Origin of the sequence: Massilia sp. PWRC2 (assembly GCF_049896725.1) — a bacterium.
Lineage (GTDB): Bacteria > Pseudomonadota > Gammaproteobacteria > Burkholderiales > Burkholderiaceae_D > JAFCUW01.
This window is the reverse complement of sequence record NZ_JAFCUW010000010.1, coordinates 1-15,861: the sequence shown is the minus strand read 5'-3', so window position 1 is coordinate 15,861 and position 15,861 is coordinate 1. Positions and strand designations below refer to the sequence as shown.

Below are 15,861 nucleotides of genomic sequence, written 5' to 3'. Positions count from 1 at the left end.
GCCGACCCGGCATGTTATGCCGTATTACGCATAAAAACAGCGGCCGCACGCTTGCCGGTAGCGTTCATTGCCGCCGATGCTGACCTGCTCGCCCTCGCGGATGCGGCGGCCCGCTTCGTCGATGCGCACATTCATGGTCGCCTTCTTGCCGCAGGTGCAGATATTCTTGAGTTCCTCGATATCGTCGGCCAGCGCCAGCAAATACGCCGAGCCGGGAAACGGGTCGCCGCGAAAATCGCTGCGCAAGCCGTAGCAGATCACCGGCACGCCGCGCACCTGGGCCAGCTGGTGCAGTTGCTGCACCTGCACGGTGGTCAAAAACTGCGCCTCATCGATGAGCACGCAGGCCACCTTCGGCACGCTGGCAAGAAAATCGGTGTCGGCATCGAAGGTGTCGACATCGCGCTGCGGTCCCAGCCGCGAAGTGACCTTGCCGCTGCCGTAGCGGTGGTCGATGGCGGCGGTGTAGAGCAGCACGTGCTGGCCTTGCTCTTCGTAGTTGTGGGCCACCTGCAACAGCGCCGTCGATTTGCCGGCGTTCATCGCCGAATACCTGAAATAGAGTTTAGCCACGGCCGTACCAGAATCATTCGAAGCGGCGATTATACCCAAGCGCAGTTGCTACTGCCCCGGATGATAGCGCCGCTCCACGTGCTGATCGATATCGGCAGGATAAAACAGCACCTCCTTGAACTGGCCCTTGCTGTACATCTCGGCCTGGTCGCTGAAATGGCGCGAGGCGGGGTCGCCGCTCTGGCCACCGGCGAGAATACTGCGCGCGCGCAGGCGCGGGCCGAATTCGACCACCGCCACAAAACTGTTGCCGCGGTCGCCGTAGATGCGCTTGGTGGTCTGCTTGGCCGACATGCCAAACGACGCCAGCGAACCCCAGGTGGCCGAGGCGAACGGCACCGGCAAGCTCGGTTGACTGTCGTCGTAGCGCTGGTCGATGGCGCCGCTGAGGCGCTGAAAGCGGTTGATGTCGCCCCACGGCGTTTGCCAGCTGCCAAAGTCGGCCGTCAGCTTGGCGGTCGCCAGCACCAGCGCCTGCAGCCGCGCCTGGCTATCGACGGCGTCGATGATGTAGTCAGCCACCGGCCGTTCGGCCGCACGCGCAGCCGGCAGCGCAGCGGCAATCAATTGCTGGCCCCAGTACACCGCCACCGAGGTCGGCACCGAGGCGCTGGCAAAGCGCAGGTCCCAGCCACGCAGCGCCGCCACCGGCGCCGCCAGTTGCGCCTTCAGGGGATCGGCGGCGGCCAGCGCATCCCAGTCCGCCAGCAGTTGGGGCAGCAGCGGCTCGAACTCGGTGAGGTAACTGTCGTAGGCGGCGGCGATCAGGCTATCGAGGGTGAAATTCGACTGGTCCTTGAGCACGCGCACCGCATGCACGCCGCGGGCGTTTTCTGGCAGCGCCCACATGTAGCGCGGAAAGTCCGCCTGGCGCGGGCTGCTGGCGCCGGCGGCGGCGAACGGCCAGTTGTTGGTATTTAAAATGGTGCCGCTGGCCGGATTGTGCAGGGTGATGGTGTCGGCCACCGCGTGCAGACCCTGCCACTCGGTGGCGCGCACGCTGCCGTCGACCGGGTGGCTCCAGTCGATGGTCGAATCGCGGCGCGGTATGAAATTGCCGTGAAAATAAGCGATGGTGCCGTCGGCATCGGCATACACCGTGTTGTTCGACGAATTGGTGCGCAGCGCCATGCTGTCGACGAAGGCGCTGTAATTGCGCGCCTTGGTACGCAGGAAGGACTGGGTCAGCGCTGTTAACGGTGCGTCCATCATTTTGACGCTGACCCACTTGCCAGCGGCCTGCCGCACCACCGGACCGTGATGGCTGAAGTACGCGGTGACGGTGCGCACGCCGACGCCGACGCCACCATCGCGCTTGTAGGGCAGGCGGATCTGGCGCGTGCGCAGGGGCCGCAGCTTGCCGTCGTAGCGATAATAAAAGCGGCCGTGGCGTTCGACCACGTCTTCCAGGTATTCATCGATGACGTCGCCGCCACCGGAAGTGTGCATCCACCCTGCCCGCTCGTTGAAACCCTGGTAGACGAAGAACTGGCCCCAGGTGACGGCGCCATAGGCATTTAAACCCTGTTCGCTCACCATGTGCACTTCGGGGCGAAAATAAAACGAGGTGTGCGGGTTGATCAGCAGCAGTGCGTGACCGGAGGCGCTGCGGCTGGGGGCGATGGCAAAACCGTTCGAGCCGCGCGGCTCGGCCTCGAACGGCGGCGCCAGCGCTGCCACCAGCGTCGGCGCCGGCACCGGCGTTGCTGCGGCCAGCGTGGCCGGCTGGCCATACATGGCCTCGAGCTGTTTGAGGTCGATCGATTCGATGTCGCCACCGATGCTGCCTTCACTGAAGGCGAGCGCCATCCACGGCTCGAAATGGCGGATCAATTGCGGCTTGACCTCGGGGTGGCGCGCCAGATAAAAATTCAGGCCATCGGCAAACGCCACCATCAGCTGGCGCAGCCACGCCGGACTGGCGGCATACTGGGCCTGCAGGGTCGCCGGGGTGACGTACAGTTTCATGCGCAGATCGCGCCACAGTTCGCGCTCGCCCTCGACCTCGGCCAGGCGGCCCAGCGCATTGATGTAATTGCGCTCGATGCGGTGAAAATCATCTTCGGCCTGGGCATACAGCAGTCCGAACACGGTGTCCGCATCGGTGCTGCCGAACACGTGCGGGATGCCCCAGGTATCGCGCACGATGGTCACGCGCGCGGCGCGCGCGGCCAGGCGCGCCTGCTCACTGGCAGCCAGGCTGACTGGCGCGCGCGCCTTGGCAGCGGCGGCCGCGGCTGGCACGCTCACCGTCAGGGCGGCACTCAGGCCGAAGGCGACCAGCAGGGCGGTGGACAGGGGCAACGGCAGGCGCAGCTTCATGCTTGCTCCAGCAGGGTCTTCAGTTCGGCATTTTGCGCCGTCAAGGCATCGATTTTTTCGCGCAGCGCCGCCACCTGGGCGCGCAGCGCGGTGATTTCGCCGGGCGGCTCTTCTTTTGGCGGGCGCGCCGCCGCTTTTTGTTCACGCACCTGGCGTGCCGCTTCCTGCAACTGTTTTTTGCCGCCAGCGACGGCGGCAATCTGCGCCTCGGCCGGCAGCGACGCCACATTTGCGGCGGCGTTGATCGAAATGGTGCCGGCGCGGACCGCCTCGACCAGCTGCGGCGCCGCCGCCTTCTGGATGCGTTCGATCTGGCTGATGGTATTACTCGACACCCGCGCCGCCTTGGCGACGTCTTCGCGGGTGTTCCATGGCGGGCCAGCGTCAGCCGCGGCGGCCGGCGCAATCGCAGCCGATGCCATGCTGCCATCGGCACCATCGAGTTCAGCGGCGCGCTGCGCCGTGCGCGCCGTGACGATGTCTTTTTTGCGCAGCGCCAGCACGCCGCGCTGGAAATCGGACACGCTGCGCCGCGCCAGGTGATTGTCGATCATCCACAGCATGACATCGTCAAGCGAGGCGAAACTGTTGTTTTGCACCGTGCGAAAGGCGATGTTGTGGCGCTTGCAGATGTCGTAGCGGTTATGGCCATCGATGAGCACCTCGCCCCACAGCACCAGCGCATCGCGGCAGCCTTCGGCCAGCAGGCTGCGCTCGAGGGCTGCGTGCTCAATGGGGCTGAGCGGGTCGATAAAGGCGCGCAGCGCTTCGTTGATGGTGATGTTCAAATCGTGTCCTCGGGTGCGGTAGCGGCGGGCGCTGCGAAAAACTGCTCAGGCAGCGCCATGGCAACGCCGCCCGCCATGCTACACCATCGGCGCGGCGCTCTCCAGCGCCGCTGCGGGGTTACGAGGCCTCGGGCGATTCCGCGAACAGCGGAAACGCTAATGGCAGCAGCAGCAGGGTAAACATGGTAGCCGAAACGATGCCGCCGACGATGACGACGGCAAACGGCCGCCCCGTCTCCGAGCCAACACCATGTGACAGCGCCGCCGGCAACAGGCCGAGTCCGGCCATCAGCGCTGTCATCAAGATGGGCCGCAAGCGCATCACCGCACCATCGATGGCGCGCTCGGCCACGCTGGCGGCGCCGCGCGAGCGCGCCAGGGCCACCATCTGCTCGACCATGATGACGCCGTTTTGCACCGAGATGCCAGCCACCGCAATGAAGCCGACCGCCGCCGACACCGAAAAATGCAGGCCGGCAGCGGCCAGGCCGGCAAAGCCGCCGATCAGGGTAAACGGCACGATGGCCAGGATCAGCAGCGCCTTGCGCACCGAGCGGAAGGCCCAGAACAGCAGCGAGAAGATCAATAGCACGGTGACCGGCACGATCACTTCGAGGCGGGCGACGGCGCGCTGCTGGTTTTCAAACTGGCCGCCCCAGCTGATCTGGTAGCCGGGCGGCAGGTGCAGCTGCTGCGCCACCCTGGTTTGCGCTTCGGCGACGAAGCTGCCCTGGTCGCGGCCCGTCAGGTTGGCCTTGATCGAGGCATTGCGCTCGCCCGCCTCGTGGCTGATACGGGCGGCGCCCTGGCGCACTTCGATGCGGGCCAGATCTGCCAGCGCCACCGTGCCGGCAGCGCCGGGCAGATTGATCTGCAGGGCGGCGATGTCGCTGACCGAAGCGCGGCTGGCACTGCGCAGACGCAGCGTGATGTCGAAGCGGCGCCCACCCTCGAAAAACGTGTTGACGGTGCTACCGGCCAGCGCGGTCTGGATGGCGCCATTGACATCGGCCACATTGATACCCAGCCGGGCAATGCGGCCGCGGTCGATGATGACATCGACTTCGCTCTGGCCGCCGATGCGCACGGCCGCCACGTCGGCGGCGCCATCGATGCTGGCCAGGATGGCCGCCACCTGTTCGCTCTTTTGCATCAAGACATCCAGATCAGGGCCGGCGATCTTGACGGCGATCTCGCCCTTGACACCGGACAGCGCCTCCTCGACGTTATCTTCAATCACCTGGGAAAAATTGGTGGGCACGCCCGGCATACGGCGGATGCGGGCCGAGATGTCGGCCACCAGCGCATCTTTGTCGGCAAACCGCCAGCTGGCGCGCGGCTGCAGGTCGGCCAGGATTTCCATATTGTTTGGGCCCTTGGGATCGGTGCCATCGTCTGGCCGGCCCACGTGCGAGATCACATTGCCCACTTCCGGATAGCTTTTCAGGATGGCGCGCACGGCTTGCTCGACCTGCTCGGTCTTGGCCAGCGCGGTCGAATTGGGCAGGCTGATGGTCAGCCAGATATTGCCCTCGTCGAGCTTGGGCAGAAATTCGCTGCCCAGCAGCGGTGCCAGCGCCAGCGTCAGCACCAGCAGTGCGGCCGCTGCCAGCAGCACCGCCGTGCGGCTTACCTGCGCGCGCGCCAGCAGCTTGCGGTAAGCGCCGGTCAGCCACGCCATCGCCGGACTGTGCTTTTGGCGCGGCGGATGGCGCGCGATCACCCAGGCCAGCAGGGTCGGCACCAGCGTCATGCTCAGCACGATGGCGCCCAGCATGGCAAAGCTGAGGGTGAAGGCGACCGGCGCGAAGATCTTGCCCTCGACCCGTTGAAAGGTATAGATGGGGATGAAGGCGACGATGATGATGGCCTTGGCGAACAGGATCGGATGGCCCAGTTCGACCACGGTTTGCTTGAGGATACGCTGGCGCCAGGCCGCCGCAACCAGCTGGCCGGCCGCGCCCTCCGCCTGCTGCGGCTGCAATGCCAGGCGCACCATCAGCGCCTCGACCAGCACCACGGCGCTGTCGATGATGATGCCAAAATCGACGGCGCCCAGCGAAATCAAATTGGCCGGGATGCCCCGGGCGTCGAGCATGATGAAAGCGCCCAGCAGCGACAGCGGGATCACGGTGGCGACGATCAGCGCGGCGCGCCAGTTGCCGAGGAAGATCATGAGGATGCCGATCACCAGCGCGGCGCCCACCAGCAGGTTTTCCGCCACGGTGCGCACCGTGTGGTCAATCAGCTCGGTACGGTCATAGATGGTGCGCAGGCGCACGCCGGGTGGCAAGCGGGCATTGATGGCGGCCACCGCCAGCTTGACATCGGCCACCACCCTGGCGGCATTGCTACCCTTGCTCATCTGGACGATCCCCTCGACCACGCTGTGCTGGCCATTGAAGGCGACAATGCCCGAGCGTGGCCGAAAGCCGATCACCACCGTGCCGAGGTCGGCCACCTGCACCGTCTTGCCAGCATTGGCGCTCACGATGACGCGGCCGATATCGTCGATACTGGCGAAAATGCCGATACCGCGCACCAGCAGCGCTTCATCGCCCCGCTGCAGCTGGCCGCCGCCGACGTTGGCGCTGTTGTTGCTCAACGCCAGGCTGACCTGATCGATCGTCACGCCATAGCGCTTGAGGGCAGCCGGATCGATCTGCACCTGGTATTCCTTGACGGTGCCGCCGAAGCTGACGACGTCGGCCACCCCGCTGACGATGCGCAGCTGCGGGCGCACCACCCAGTCTTGCAGCGCGCGTACTTCGTTCGGGTCCATGCTGGCGGGCGCCTCGACGATGTAACGAAACACTTCGCCGACCGCAGTGGTTAGCGGCGCCAGCCCCGCTTGCAAACCGGCTGGCAGGGTGACGTTTTGCAGTTTTTCCAGCACCTGCTGGCGGGCGAAATAATCGTCGGTGCCGTCAGCGAAGGTGAGTGTGACCACTGACAGACCACCGATGGTCACCGAGCGCAATTGGGTCTGCTGCGGCACACCGCTCATTTCGCGCTCGATCGGCAGGGTAACGGCACGCTCGACTTCCTCCGGCGCCTGCCCCGCATACTGGGTAACGATCTGCACCTGTACGTCCTGGACGTCAGGGAAGGCTTCGATGGGCAGATGGCGAAAGGCGCGCACGCCAAACACGGCCAGTGCGACGGTGAGGATCAGCACGAAGACGCGCTGGGCCAGCACGAAGTCGATCAGTTTATTGAGCATGGTCGTGACCGGGGGTTTGCGGCTGAGTTTCAGCGTGATTGGCCATCTCGGCATTGAGCAGCAAGGCGCCTTCGGTCACCACCCGTTCGCCGCTGCGCAAGCCGCCATCTAACCAGCTACTGTCATGGCCCCGCAGCGCCACGTGCACGCGCCGTTTGACGAAATGACCATGGCGCGCTTCGACAAACACGAATTCATAGACGCCTTCGGAAAACAGGCTGGTATTGGGTAGCTGCACGGCGCGCGGAGTGTCCAGGCCAGGTCCGGCAGCGGCGGCGAGAAAAGCCACGCGGGCGAACATCTCGGGCTTGAGCAGCAGCTGCGGATTGGCGACGGCGCAGCGCACCTGCAGGCGGTGAGTCTGCGCATCGAGCGCACCGGCTACCAGCACCACGGTGGCGTCAAAACGGCGCCCGGGCCAGGCGTCGGTCTCGATGGCGACCGCCTGGCCGCGGTGGATGGCGCCGGCGGCGCCTTCGGGCAGATCAACCAGCACCCACAGCTGGTGCAGGTCGCTGATGACGAACAGCGGCATCGGCAAATCGGGCCGCACTTCCTGACCGGGGTTGATCTGGCGCTCGGCAACCACGCCGGCCACTGGCGCGCGCAGGCCAAACAAGCCCGCCTCGCCCGGCCCGGCATTGAGGCTTTTCAGGCGCTGGGAAGCGCGCGCGCTTTCCGCGACCGCTTGCAAAAGGTCGGCCTGGGCCGCCTCGAAGTCCTTGCGCGCTAGCACTTCGCCGGCCAGCAGGATCTGCGCGCGCTCGAAGGCGAGCGCCTTGCGGCGCTCATCGGCGTGCGCCTTGCGCCAATCCGACTGTGCGGTGGCGAGGTCGGGAGCGTCGATCTGTGCCAGCATGGCGCCGGCCGCGACGCTGTCGCCCGCCTCCACCCGCAGGGCCGTCACGCGGCCGGCAATCGGAGAGCTGACGCGGGCAGTGCGGTTTTCATCGTAGCTGATACGGCCATTGACCGCTTCGGCGACGGGCATGGCGCTGGTCAGCAGCGCCATCACCTTCAGCGACGACCATTGGGGGGCATCGTCGGCAAAATCGATCGCACCGTCGGTGTGCGCCGGTACGCTTTTGACGACGGCGTCAGGCGCCGCATGGCTGTAATGCATGGCAGCGGCGGCCAGCACCAGCAGCAGCGCCGCCAGCAGGGGCAATAACAGCGGAAGCAGGCGCGCTTGTCGAAACAGCGGTTTTTTCATGGTGTCGGTCCTTGAGAAAGGGCGGCCTGCAGCTGCGCCAGAGCACTGGCGTAGGCGGCGCGCGCGGTGAGTGCCTCGAGCTGGACGGCGCGATAGCTGCGGCGCGCATCGAGTAGTTCCATGATGCCAAGTGCACCATGCTGAAAGGCGAATTCGGCGGCGTCGGCCGAGCGGCGCGCCGCTGTCAGAACGCCGCTGCTGGCATCGAAACTGCGCAGCATGGCGCCGCTGCTGCGGACCCGCTCGCGGGCGCCATCGATGTCGCCGCGCGCCTGCAGACGAGCCTGGCGCAGCCGTTCGCAGGCAGCCTCGAGCGCGACGTCGGCAGCGCGCACCTCACCCTGGTAGGCGTAGCGCACCATCAAGGGAATCTGCAGGGCGATGCCGACGCTGTTGCCACTGCCCTGGCCATTGGCGGCACTGGCGGGAAAATGCTCAAGCTGGACACCGACCGTGATGTCGGCGCTGCGCGCGGCCAGCGCCATTTTGCGCGCCGATTCGGCGGCCTGCACGCGCGCTTGCGCCGCCCGCACATCGGGGCGGGCGCGTAATGTGCTGTCGGCCGGGTCGGCGGCCAGCTCGTCTGCCGGGTCAGCGGGTGGATTTAGCGGCCAGCCATCGGCTGTCATCAGCGCCTCGGCCAGCTGCGGCTGACCGATCAGCAGCGCCAGTGCCAAGCGCGCCTGGCGCTGTGCAGATGTGGCCTGCAACAAGTCGTTGTGGGCGCGCAGGGCATCGACCTGGGCGCGGGCGACGTCAGCCCCGGCCAGGTCGCCTGCCTTGCTGCGCAGGCGGGCAGCGGCAACCGTGTGGTCGAACAGGACGGCACTGTCGCGATATATCTGCAGCCGTTCGCTGGCTGCTAACAGGTCGTAATAGGCCTGCCCCACCAGCTGGTCGAGCTGGCGGCGCGCATCGACAACATCGAAGGCACTCGCTGCCGCCAGGCCAGTGGCGTTATCGATGCGCAGGCCGCGCTTGCCAGCGCGCTCGAACATCTGGTCGAGGCGTACGGCGCTGTCGACTGTCTTGCTGCGCAGCGAACCGGCACCGATGCCGGCATGCGGATTGAGATTGAAGCTTTGTACGGTCAGCACGGGATTGGGGGCCGCGCCGGCCACCGTGAGGGCGGCGGTGGCGGCCTCGTGTGCCAGAGCGGCCAGCCGCAGGTCGGGATTGCTGTCGTGCGCCAGAGTGCGGGCCTGCTGCAGGCTCAATGCCTGCGCGCGGGCGTCATCAGGTGCCGCTGCGCCAGCCAGTGCGCAGGCAGCCAGCAGGGCGACGAAGGCGCGCCAGGTGGTCATTGGGTCTGGCCATGCACGGCAGGCAGAGTCGGCAACAGAACGGGCGGAAAAATACGCGTGATGCGCGAGAGCGCTCCTGCAGCGCAATCCTGCGGCCACAGTTCGACGCGTTGGCCAAGCACCACGCTGGCGCCCGGCGGCAGCGCCGCAACGCCGACCAGCAGGCGCCGCACGTGGTGGTAGGGCACGCGCACGAAACGCTGCTGCGCCAGCTGCTCGGGTGGCAGCGCGGCCAGGCACACTGGCAGCGCGGCGCGCGCGGTGTTGGCATCGTAGAACGCGGCCACGGCACCGTAACTGGGGCCTCCGGTGGCGGGCACGGATGCACAGGAACTGGCCAGCACGCCAATGGCGAGCGCGCTGGAAAGGCGGTGAAATAAGGTCATGACGCTTGCCCTGAAAAAAATGGAACGGTTGGCGGCCAGAGGCCGGCTCAACGCGCCTTCGCCGGACACGTCGCCAGACGCAGCATGGCTTGGCGACGCTGCATCTGGCGAGCATGATGGGGCGCGCCACCTTGCGGCAGCATGGCGATCACATTACGGTTTGGAAAGGTAGCGAGACCGAAGCGGGGACAGCGAGCAATAAAAATCAGCGCCCGAACGCTGGCGGCAGGTCGATGCGTACCACCAGGCCGGGGGCACCGTCCTCGATGCGCAGGGCGCCGTCGTGCAATGCGGCGGTGGCCTGGACGATCGCCAGCCCCAGGCCGTTGCCAGGTAGATGGCGGCTTTGATCGAGACGGTAGAAGCGTTGGGTGACCTTGTCGCGCTCGCCAGCGGGAATGCCGGGGCCATTGTCGCAAACGGCGATGAACACCCCGCGCGCAGTCGCGCCGGTGCGCAGTTCGATGCCGGCACCGGCGCCGGCGTATTTGAGGGCGTTATCGAGCAGACTGGCCACCGCGCTGGCGAGCAGGTTGCGCTCGCCCAGCGTGCTTGCCGCCGGCGCCAGTGCCAGCGTCAGCGTCACCCCCGCATCGTCGGCGCTGGCCTCGTACATGTCAACCAGGTCGGCGGCGATGCGATTGAGGTCGACCGGTTCAAACAGGCCGGCGCGCATGCCTGCTTCGGCTTCGGCGATCTGCAGCAAGCGCTCGAACAGCACGATCAGGCCATCGATGTCGCCGATGGCGCCGGCAGCGGCGTGTTCCAGTACGCCCGGCTGCTGGGCATGGCGCAGGGCCTCTTCCAGGCGCGCCCGCACGCGCCCCAGCGGAGTGCGCAAATCGTGGGCGATGGCATTTGACACATGGCGAACACCATCCATCAACAGTTCGATGCGGTCGAGCATGCGATTGACGTCACCATTGAGGCGGGCGAATTCATCATTGCCATGGACGGGGATACGCCGGCTCAAGTCACCCGCCTCGATCTGTTCAGCGGTGCTGCGGATGGCGCCCAGCCGGCCTTCGATCTGGCGGCGAAACAGCAGGGCGCCGACGATGGTCAGCAACAGCGAGGTGGCAGCCCCGGTCGCCAGCGCCCGCCACACCAGGCGGCGGATCGCCTCGTGCTCGCTGAGGTCGCGTCCCACCATCAAGGCGCCACCGTCGTCCAGCGTGCTCCAGTACAGACGCGCGGGGGTGGCGACGCCGCCGCGCATCACGCGGCCGCTGAACAGGCCGGCGCTGGCATGGGCCGGCCAGGCGCTCAGGTTGCCGGCGCGCAGACGGCCATCGGCGTCCAGCAACAGAAAAATTTCACGGTCGCTGTCGATACCGTCGGATAACTGGCGGTCCACCTCGGGCGCCAGCGCAGCCGCCGTGCGACCACCCTGCCCCAGCAGACGCTCGGACAGGGCCAGCAGGCGGCCATCGATTGTGCGGTCGAGCACGCCTATCGTGCCGATATAGAAGACGGCTGACACCACCAGCATCGACGCCAGTCCCAACAGGCCGTATCCCAGCACCAGCTTGGCAGCAATTGACCAGCGCAGCCCGGCCGCGGGCAACGCCGACTGCTTCAGCTCAACCATCCCCAGCGGGCACCTGCACGGCCAGGCTGTAGCCGACACCGCGCAGGGTGTGAATCAGGAGCGGCGCAAAATCCCTGTCGATCTTGGTGCGCAGGCGGCTAATCTGGACGTCGATGACATTGGTCTGCGGATCGAAATGGTAATCCCATACGGCCTCGAGCAGCATAGTGCGGGTGACCACCTGCCCCGTGTGGCGCATCAGGTATGCGAGCAGGCGAAATTCGCGCGGCTGCAACGTAATCGGGCGGCCATCGCGCGATACGCGCATGGTGCGCAGATCGAGGCAGAGGTCAGCCACTTGCAGTTGGGTGCCTTCCGACTCGGGCGCCACCCGTCGCAGCAGTGCTTCCATGCGCGCCAGCAGCTCGGAAAAGGCAAACGGTTTCGACAGGTAATCGTCGGCGCCACCGCGCAGGCCGCCGACACGCTGCTCGATGCTGGTGAGGGCCGACAGGATAATCACGGGAGTCTGTTTGCCCAAGCTGCGCAACTTGCCGATGATGGCCAGACCATCGACAGCGCCGGGCAGCATACGGTCGACCAGGATGATATCCCAGTCGGCGCCGGTGGCCAGATCGAGCCCCTCGAGGCCATGGGCGCTACTGGTGACCGTGTAGCCGGCCTCGCGCAGCCCCTTGCAGATGAAGCGCGCGGTTTCCACTTCATCTTCTATGACAAGGCAACGCAATGGGCAATCCCGGCTACGTGGGCAAACGGTTCGCCAGTGCCCGGCTGACGGCTTGCGCCGGCAATCGTACAGTGGCGGGGTACCAGAGCATGCTGCGCTCAAGCTATTTTATGTAATTGATTTTTATGGTGCCCGGAACCGGAATCGCGTTGCCCTAGAGAAGATGGGCATTTCGCAAAAATATACCGTCAAAAGTACCGTCAAACGCATTTCTGCACGTGATCTCATTTACGTGAGGCGCATCATACTATAAAAACTCCGCCAACCGCAGCCACTATGGGCTTGGCGTGTCGACAGCCGGTTCAACAGATTCCGTGACTAAATATTTGCATCCTAATGGCGTGGCCTGAAGAAAGCGCCCCCTAGCGTCAAACCTATCCTTTATAAGTTTTCGCTCCATAAGCACAGCAACATTATTTTTTCTGCTCGCTAACGAGCCATCAGTTTCGCCGTTCAAATATCGGTCGTCCAGATAGTCTTTAGGAGCATTTGCGATTGTGTGAAGCAGAAATTTTTGCGCGTCCGTCAGGTCTTTCGACTCACTGGTGGGTACGGTAACCGGATAAAGCGCCTCAGCTGCCGTCGGCTTCACCTCACGGCGCGCCAAGTCATCTCGAAGCTGCTTAATTTCCTTATCAGCCCGCTCTAGTTCTTCAGCTCGCTCGCGCTTTTCCTTCCGCATGTTCGCGCGAAGTTCAGCGGCTTCTTCTTCAGAAATCGGGGTCTGATCTTCCACTGTTTGTTGCGCCTTTTTCATCTTCATAGCCTGAGTTTGGCTGAAGATGTATACTTTTCTGGCTGGCCACGGGTAAATATATATGTATGCTAGCGCTGAGCAAAGCGGATAAATGAAGCCATGCCGCGCGATGTCTTCCCATGTAGCGAAAAGGTGCTGTTCGACGTAGACAAATTTTTCCGCCGCAGGGCCTGTCCCTATCATAACCATCAAGAACCTGTAGTTCCAAACACACCAAGAGAGAACGAATGAAAAGGTCAAAGGACTGCTAACACGGTCGTACATTTGAGCCTTGAAGCTTTTCAGTAACTCTTCCATTTTTCCTCCATTAAACAGTTAGTATAAGTGCAATTTAGATTTTTTTTATATTTCAACCTCAATATCATTTTGACCTGGGTGTGCCCGACTACACCACGCTCCGCAATGGGGGGTGTCGCTCTTGGCAATGACACCCCAAAGCCTACGCCGTGTCGGTTTCGGCGCCTACGTCCCGCACTGCGGGGTATGGCCGATACTGGCGATACTCCCCCATTGGGGGAAGCCCCTATCTTCGTTTAAACGAAGATGGGATGATCCACAGCGTGTGGAAGACCTCCCCCTCAAACTGAGGCCGTTCCAAACCGAGGGTCTCGAGCGCCGCCAAAGTGACGGTCTGGAACGATGGCCCAAATATTCGGGCAATCGACCTGCTGAGTTTTCAGCGGGTTCCCCCACTGGGGGAAGACCTCGACGGCGGCGCTCCTAAACTTTCAGGAGCATGACCTGAAAATTTAGGCGACGCGATGCCTTTTACGACTTGCCCGTAAAACCTCCAGCCACCAGAGTCGGGTGGACTGCGCATAATTTTCAGCCCTGAACCAAAATTCATGAGGTCGCGGCGCCGGCCACAATCTGTGGGTGGCAGGAAGATGCCGGCGCCAGCCAGCGGTGGACGGGCGGGAAAATATAAGCAAGGCTGCGCGCATCTTTCACTGCGCAAAACTGCGCAGTCAGATCGGCGCAGTTTTGCATGCGCCGGAATTTGAATCGGCACGTCTGCTACTGCTACTTTGGCTACAGTTGCGAAGATTCGGGCCATGAGTAGCGGTTGTAGCGAAGGTAGCAGCACGTGCAGGGCTCTCGGGACACCAACTTGCGCCGTGAGATGCCCTGAAAGTTCAGTACATCTGCGCCTTACATTGGGTATGGCACAAGCACGCGGTGCGGCCGGTCGAAAGACGGTCATGAATTTGCGAGCGAACTTTGGTAACGCACAAGCGCCGTGCGCTGCGACTATCTTAGAGCGAGCCGCAAATCCGCCAGTAGCTTTAAACGACTCGCAAATATGCGTGTGACTTTAAGTCCCTCGCAAAGGAAAGGGGCTGCGCAGTACGCAGCCCCTTCTGGCGAATCTTCAGTGCATCGCGAGATCGAACCAGTTTTGGCCGCATCTCACGGCACCTCCTTTCACAGTGAGATGCGAGCAGATTTGCACGCAACTCCCCGGCGCGCTGGCCGGCCCAAACTGACGGTCTGGGCCGGCCGCCAAACTGGTGTTCCGACGGTATCGCCACAGTCTGCGAGACCCCCATTGCGGGGTTCTCGTGGCACCTCCTTTACCCGCGAGATCGGTCCACTTTTGGACGCATCTGTAAATGGATTACAGATAACGGCCTGGCCAGCCTCGCGCGCGTACACGCATGCGCGTGCGCGCACAACGATTTCTCGACCTTTTTACCCCTCGTTTTGTGGGTTAGCGTTAAAACAAAGGAACACAGTCGGTCCTGAGCGAGTGAAGTTGCAAGGATTTGCACCCCACTACCCCCTTCGGATTGGCCCGCTAGGCCCATCAGGAGGGCCGCTGTGCCCGTCGCCGTCTTGGTGCCTTCGCAGGTACGACCGCCTTGCTCTCGCCCGGCAGCAGCAGGCCGTGGCGCGCCAGGTATGCCAGCTCGCTTTCGAACACGGGCGGGCTGGCCAGGTAAGCCGGGGCCTCATCGTCCCAGTCCGGCAATGCCTTGTTGCGCGCGCTGGCGCCGTCGGTAGCGTCGACGGGCTCACCACCAACCTGCAGGCGGGGCTCGAGCCAGAGCCAGCCTTCCCGCCCCTCGTAGCCGGACGGCCCAGCGCGGCGCGGCGCCGAGAACTTCCACCAGTGAGTGGGTCTGGTGCCAGGATGCCGCTCAGCCCAGTCACTGGTGATACTTTCCCCGTATTCTTCCCACAGCGCGCGCCAGCGGGAGTCGGCTTTAATCAGTGCGGCAAACGGGTTTTTTGGCTTCTCATCGTTCAGGAAAGCCCAGTCGTCGGGAGCGATTGGCGGGCCGCGGCGACCGCGCGTGGTGCGCTTACGATTCGTCGGCATGGTTACCGCCCTGGCTGCCGGCCAGGCTTGCCCAGCGGCTCGAGATCGAGATTCAGGCTCTTGAGCGCAGCCATCATGGCGGCGCGGCTGTCGCGCTCGACGGCGCAGGCGGGATTGGCTTTCAGCTGGCCGAACTTGTCCACCGTGACGGCGCCGTGCTGGTCGACCAGGCCGGCCGCCATTGACATGCGGTCCATTGCGCGCATGGCGGTTTCAAGGATCAGCAGGCCGGCCTGATCGTCGATGCCGTACTCGTTCGTGAGCTTCGTCCACCAGGTCTTTGCTGCTGGCGACAGCCCGTCTGGCGGCTTCTGTGCGTTATTTTTCAAAGCAAATCCTTCGATACATAAAAATTTGATGACACATGCGGTCTTGGAGATGTCAGGCCCCAAAGAATTTCAGGGCCTACCCCATCGGCACTGGCCCTACGAGGCATCAGGCGGGGCATGGGGCTGCGATCGCTCACGCCCCGTGCGGTAGTCAGCATCAGTCGAGTGTGTCGCCTGTGCTTCCGATTCGATGGAACAGCTGGCCGGTCACCGCTTCGACCACCGTGCAATCATGGCCGTGCTGTGCGATCGCGGCCGCTGTGTGGATCAGTGCGTTTCGAATCGGCAGTTCGAGATCGGTACGCAAGTCCAGCTCGTGCATCAGCGTTGACGCTAAGGCATTGACGCAATCAGCACTCAGGTA

Annotated in this window: 13 protein-coding genes; all 13 read right to left on the bottom strand. The window is 64.1% G+C overall.

Annotated elements, in window-relative coordinates; translation table 11 throughout:
* Positions 1-24 precede the first annotated feature (24 nt).
* The gene (locus tag ACP7BZ_RS18345) at positions 25-573 is read right to left on the bottom strand and encodes a thymidine kinase (RefSeq protein ID WP_426115789.1); all 549 of its coding nucleotides are present in this window, start codon (positions 571-573) and stop codon (positions 25-27) included.
* A 48-nt stretch (positions 574-621) separates the two neighbouring features.
* On the bottom strand, positions 622-2,895 hold the full coding sequence (locus ACP7BZ_RS18340; RefSeq protein ID WP_426115787.1) for a penicillin acylase family protein: 2,274 nt from the start codon (positions 2,893-2,895) through the stop codon (positions 622-624).
* The gene (locus tag ACP7BZ_RS18335) at positions 2,892-3,683 is read right to left on the bottom strand and encodes a hypothetical protein (protein ID WP_426115785.1); all 792 of its coding nucleotides are present in this window, start codon (positions 3,681-3,683) and stop codon (positions 2,892-2,894) included. The genes ACP7BZ_RS18340 and ACP7BZ_RS18335 overlap by 4 nt, the downstream gene beginning before the upstream one ends.
* 118 nt (positions 3,684-3,801) lie before the next feature.
* Positions 3,802-6,906, bottom strand: coding sequence for an efflux RND transporter permease subunit (locus tag ACP7BZ_RS18330; RefSeq protein ID WP_426115783.1), 3,105 nt, complete (start codon positions 6,904-6,906; stop codon positions 3,802-3,804).
* Positions 6,896-8,119 carry an efflux RND transporter periplasmic adaptor subunit gene (locus ACP7BZ_RS18325; protein WP_426115781.1) on the bottom strand — a complete coding sequence of 408 codons (1,224 nt, stop codon included), beginning with the start codon at positions 8,117-8,119 and terminating at the stop codon, positions 6,896-6,898. Before ACP7BZ_RS18325 ends, ACP7BZ_RS18330 begins: the two co-directional genes overlap by 11 nt.
* Positions 8,116-9,423, bottom strand: coding sequence for a TolC family protein (locus tag ACP7BZ_RS18320; protein ID WP_426115779.1), 1,308 nt, complete (start codon positions 9,421-9,423; stop codon positions 8,116-8,118). Before ACP7BZ_RS18320 ends, ACP7BZ_RS18325 begins: the two co-directional genes overlap by 4 nt.
* The gene (locus ACP7BZ_RS18315; RefSeq protein ID WP_426115777.1) at positions 9,420-9,809 is read right to left on the bottom strand and encodes a hypothetical protein; all 390 of its coding nucleotides are present in this window, start codon (positions 9,807-9,809) and stop codon (positions 9,420-9,422) included. Before ACP7BZ_RS18315 ends, ACP7BZ_RS18320 begins: the two co-directional genes overlap by 4 nt.
* A gap of 205 nt (positions 9,810-10,014) precedes the next feature.
* Positions 10,015-11,400: a sensor histidine kinase gene (locus ACP7BZ_RS18310; protein ID WP_426115776.1), complete on the bottom strand. Its 1,386-nt coding sequence runs from the start codon at positions 11,398-11,400 to the stop codon at positions 10,015-10,017.
* A complete protein-coding gene (locus ACP7BZ_RS18305) occupies positions 11,393-12,088 on the bottom strand; it encodes a winged helix-turn-helix domain-containing protein (RefSeq protein ID WP_426115774.1) in 696 nt (231 codons plus the stop codon). The genes ACP7BZ_RS18310 and ACP7BZ_RS18305 overlap by 8 nt, the downstream gene beginning before the upstream one ends.
* Positions 12,089-12,362: 274 nt before the next feature.
* On the bottom strand, positions 12,363-13,142 hold the full coding sequence (locus tag ACP7BZ_RS18300) for a hypothetical protein (protein ID WP_426115772.1): 780 nt from the start codon (positions 13,140-13,142) through the stop codon (positions 12,363-12,365).
* Between the two features lie 1,510 nt (positions 13,143-14,652).
* On the bottom strand, positions 14,653-15,168 hold the full coding sequence (locus ACP7BZ_RS18295; protein WP_426115770.1) for a hypothetical protein: 516 nt from the start codon (positions 15,166-15,168) through the stop codon (positions 14,653-14,655).
* A gap of 2 nt (positions 15,169-15,170) precedes the next feature.
* Positions 15,171-15,497 carry a hypothetical protein gene (locus tag ACP7BZ_RS18290; protein ID WP_426115768.1) on the bottom strand — a complete coding sequence of 109 codons (327 nt, stop codon included), beginning with the start codon at positions 15,495-15,497 and terminating at the stop codon, positions 15,171-15,173.
* A 157-nt stretch (positions 15,498-15,654) separates the two neighbouring features.
* A partial coding sequence (locus ACP7BZ_RS18285) for a hypothetical protein (RefSeq protein ID WP_426114786.1) occupies positions 15,655-15,861 on the bottom strand: 207 nt, incomplete at its 5' end.

Bases quoted from the DNA above. Each gene is read 5' to 3' on its own strand.
- ACP7BZ_RS18320 (WP_426115779.1), bottom strand. From the start codon at position 9,423: ATGACCACCTGGCGCGCCTTCGTCGCCCTGCTGGCTGCCTGCGCACTG.
- ACP7BZ_RS18325 (WP_426115781.1), bottom strand. From the start codon at position 8,119: ATGAAAAAACCGCTGTTTCGACAAGCGCGCCTGCTTCCGCTGTTATTG.
- ACP7BZ_RS18340 (WP_426115787.1), bottom strand. From the start codon at position 2,895: ATGAAGCTGCGCCTGCCGTTGCCCCTGTCCACCGCCCTGCTGGTCGCC.
- ACP7BZ_RS18295 (WP_426115770.1), bottom strand. From the start codon at position 15,168: ATGCCGACGAATCGTAAGCGCACCACGCGCGGTCGCCGCGGCCCGCCA.
- ACP7BZ_RS18315 (WP_426115777.1), bottom strand. From the start codon at position 9,809: ATGACCTTATTTCACCGCCTTTCCAGCGCGCTCGCCATTGGCGTGCTG.
- ACP7BZ_RS18330 (WP_426115783.1), bottom strand. From the start codon at position 6,906: ATGCTCAATAAACTGATCGACTTCGTGCTGGCCCAGCGCGTCTTCGTG.
- ACP7BZ_RS18300 (WP_426115772.1), bottom strand. From the start codon at position 13,142: ATGGAAGAGTTACTGAAAAGCTTCAAGGCTCAAATGTACGACCGTGTT.
- ACP7BZ_RS18310 (WP_426115776.1), bottom strand. From the start codon at position 11,400: ATGGTTGAGCTGAAGCAGTCGGCGTTGCCCGCGGCCGGGCTGCGCTGG.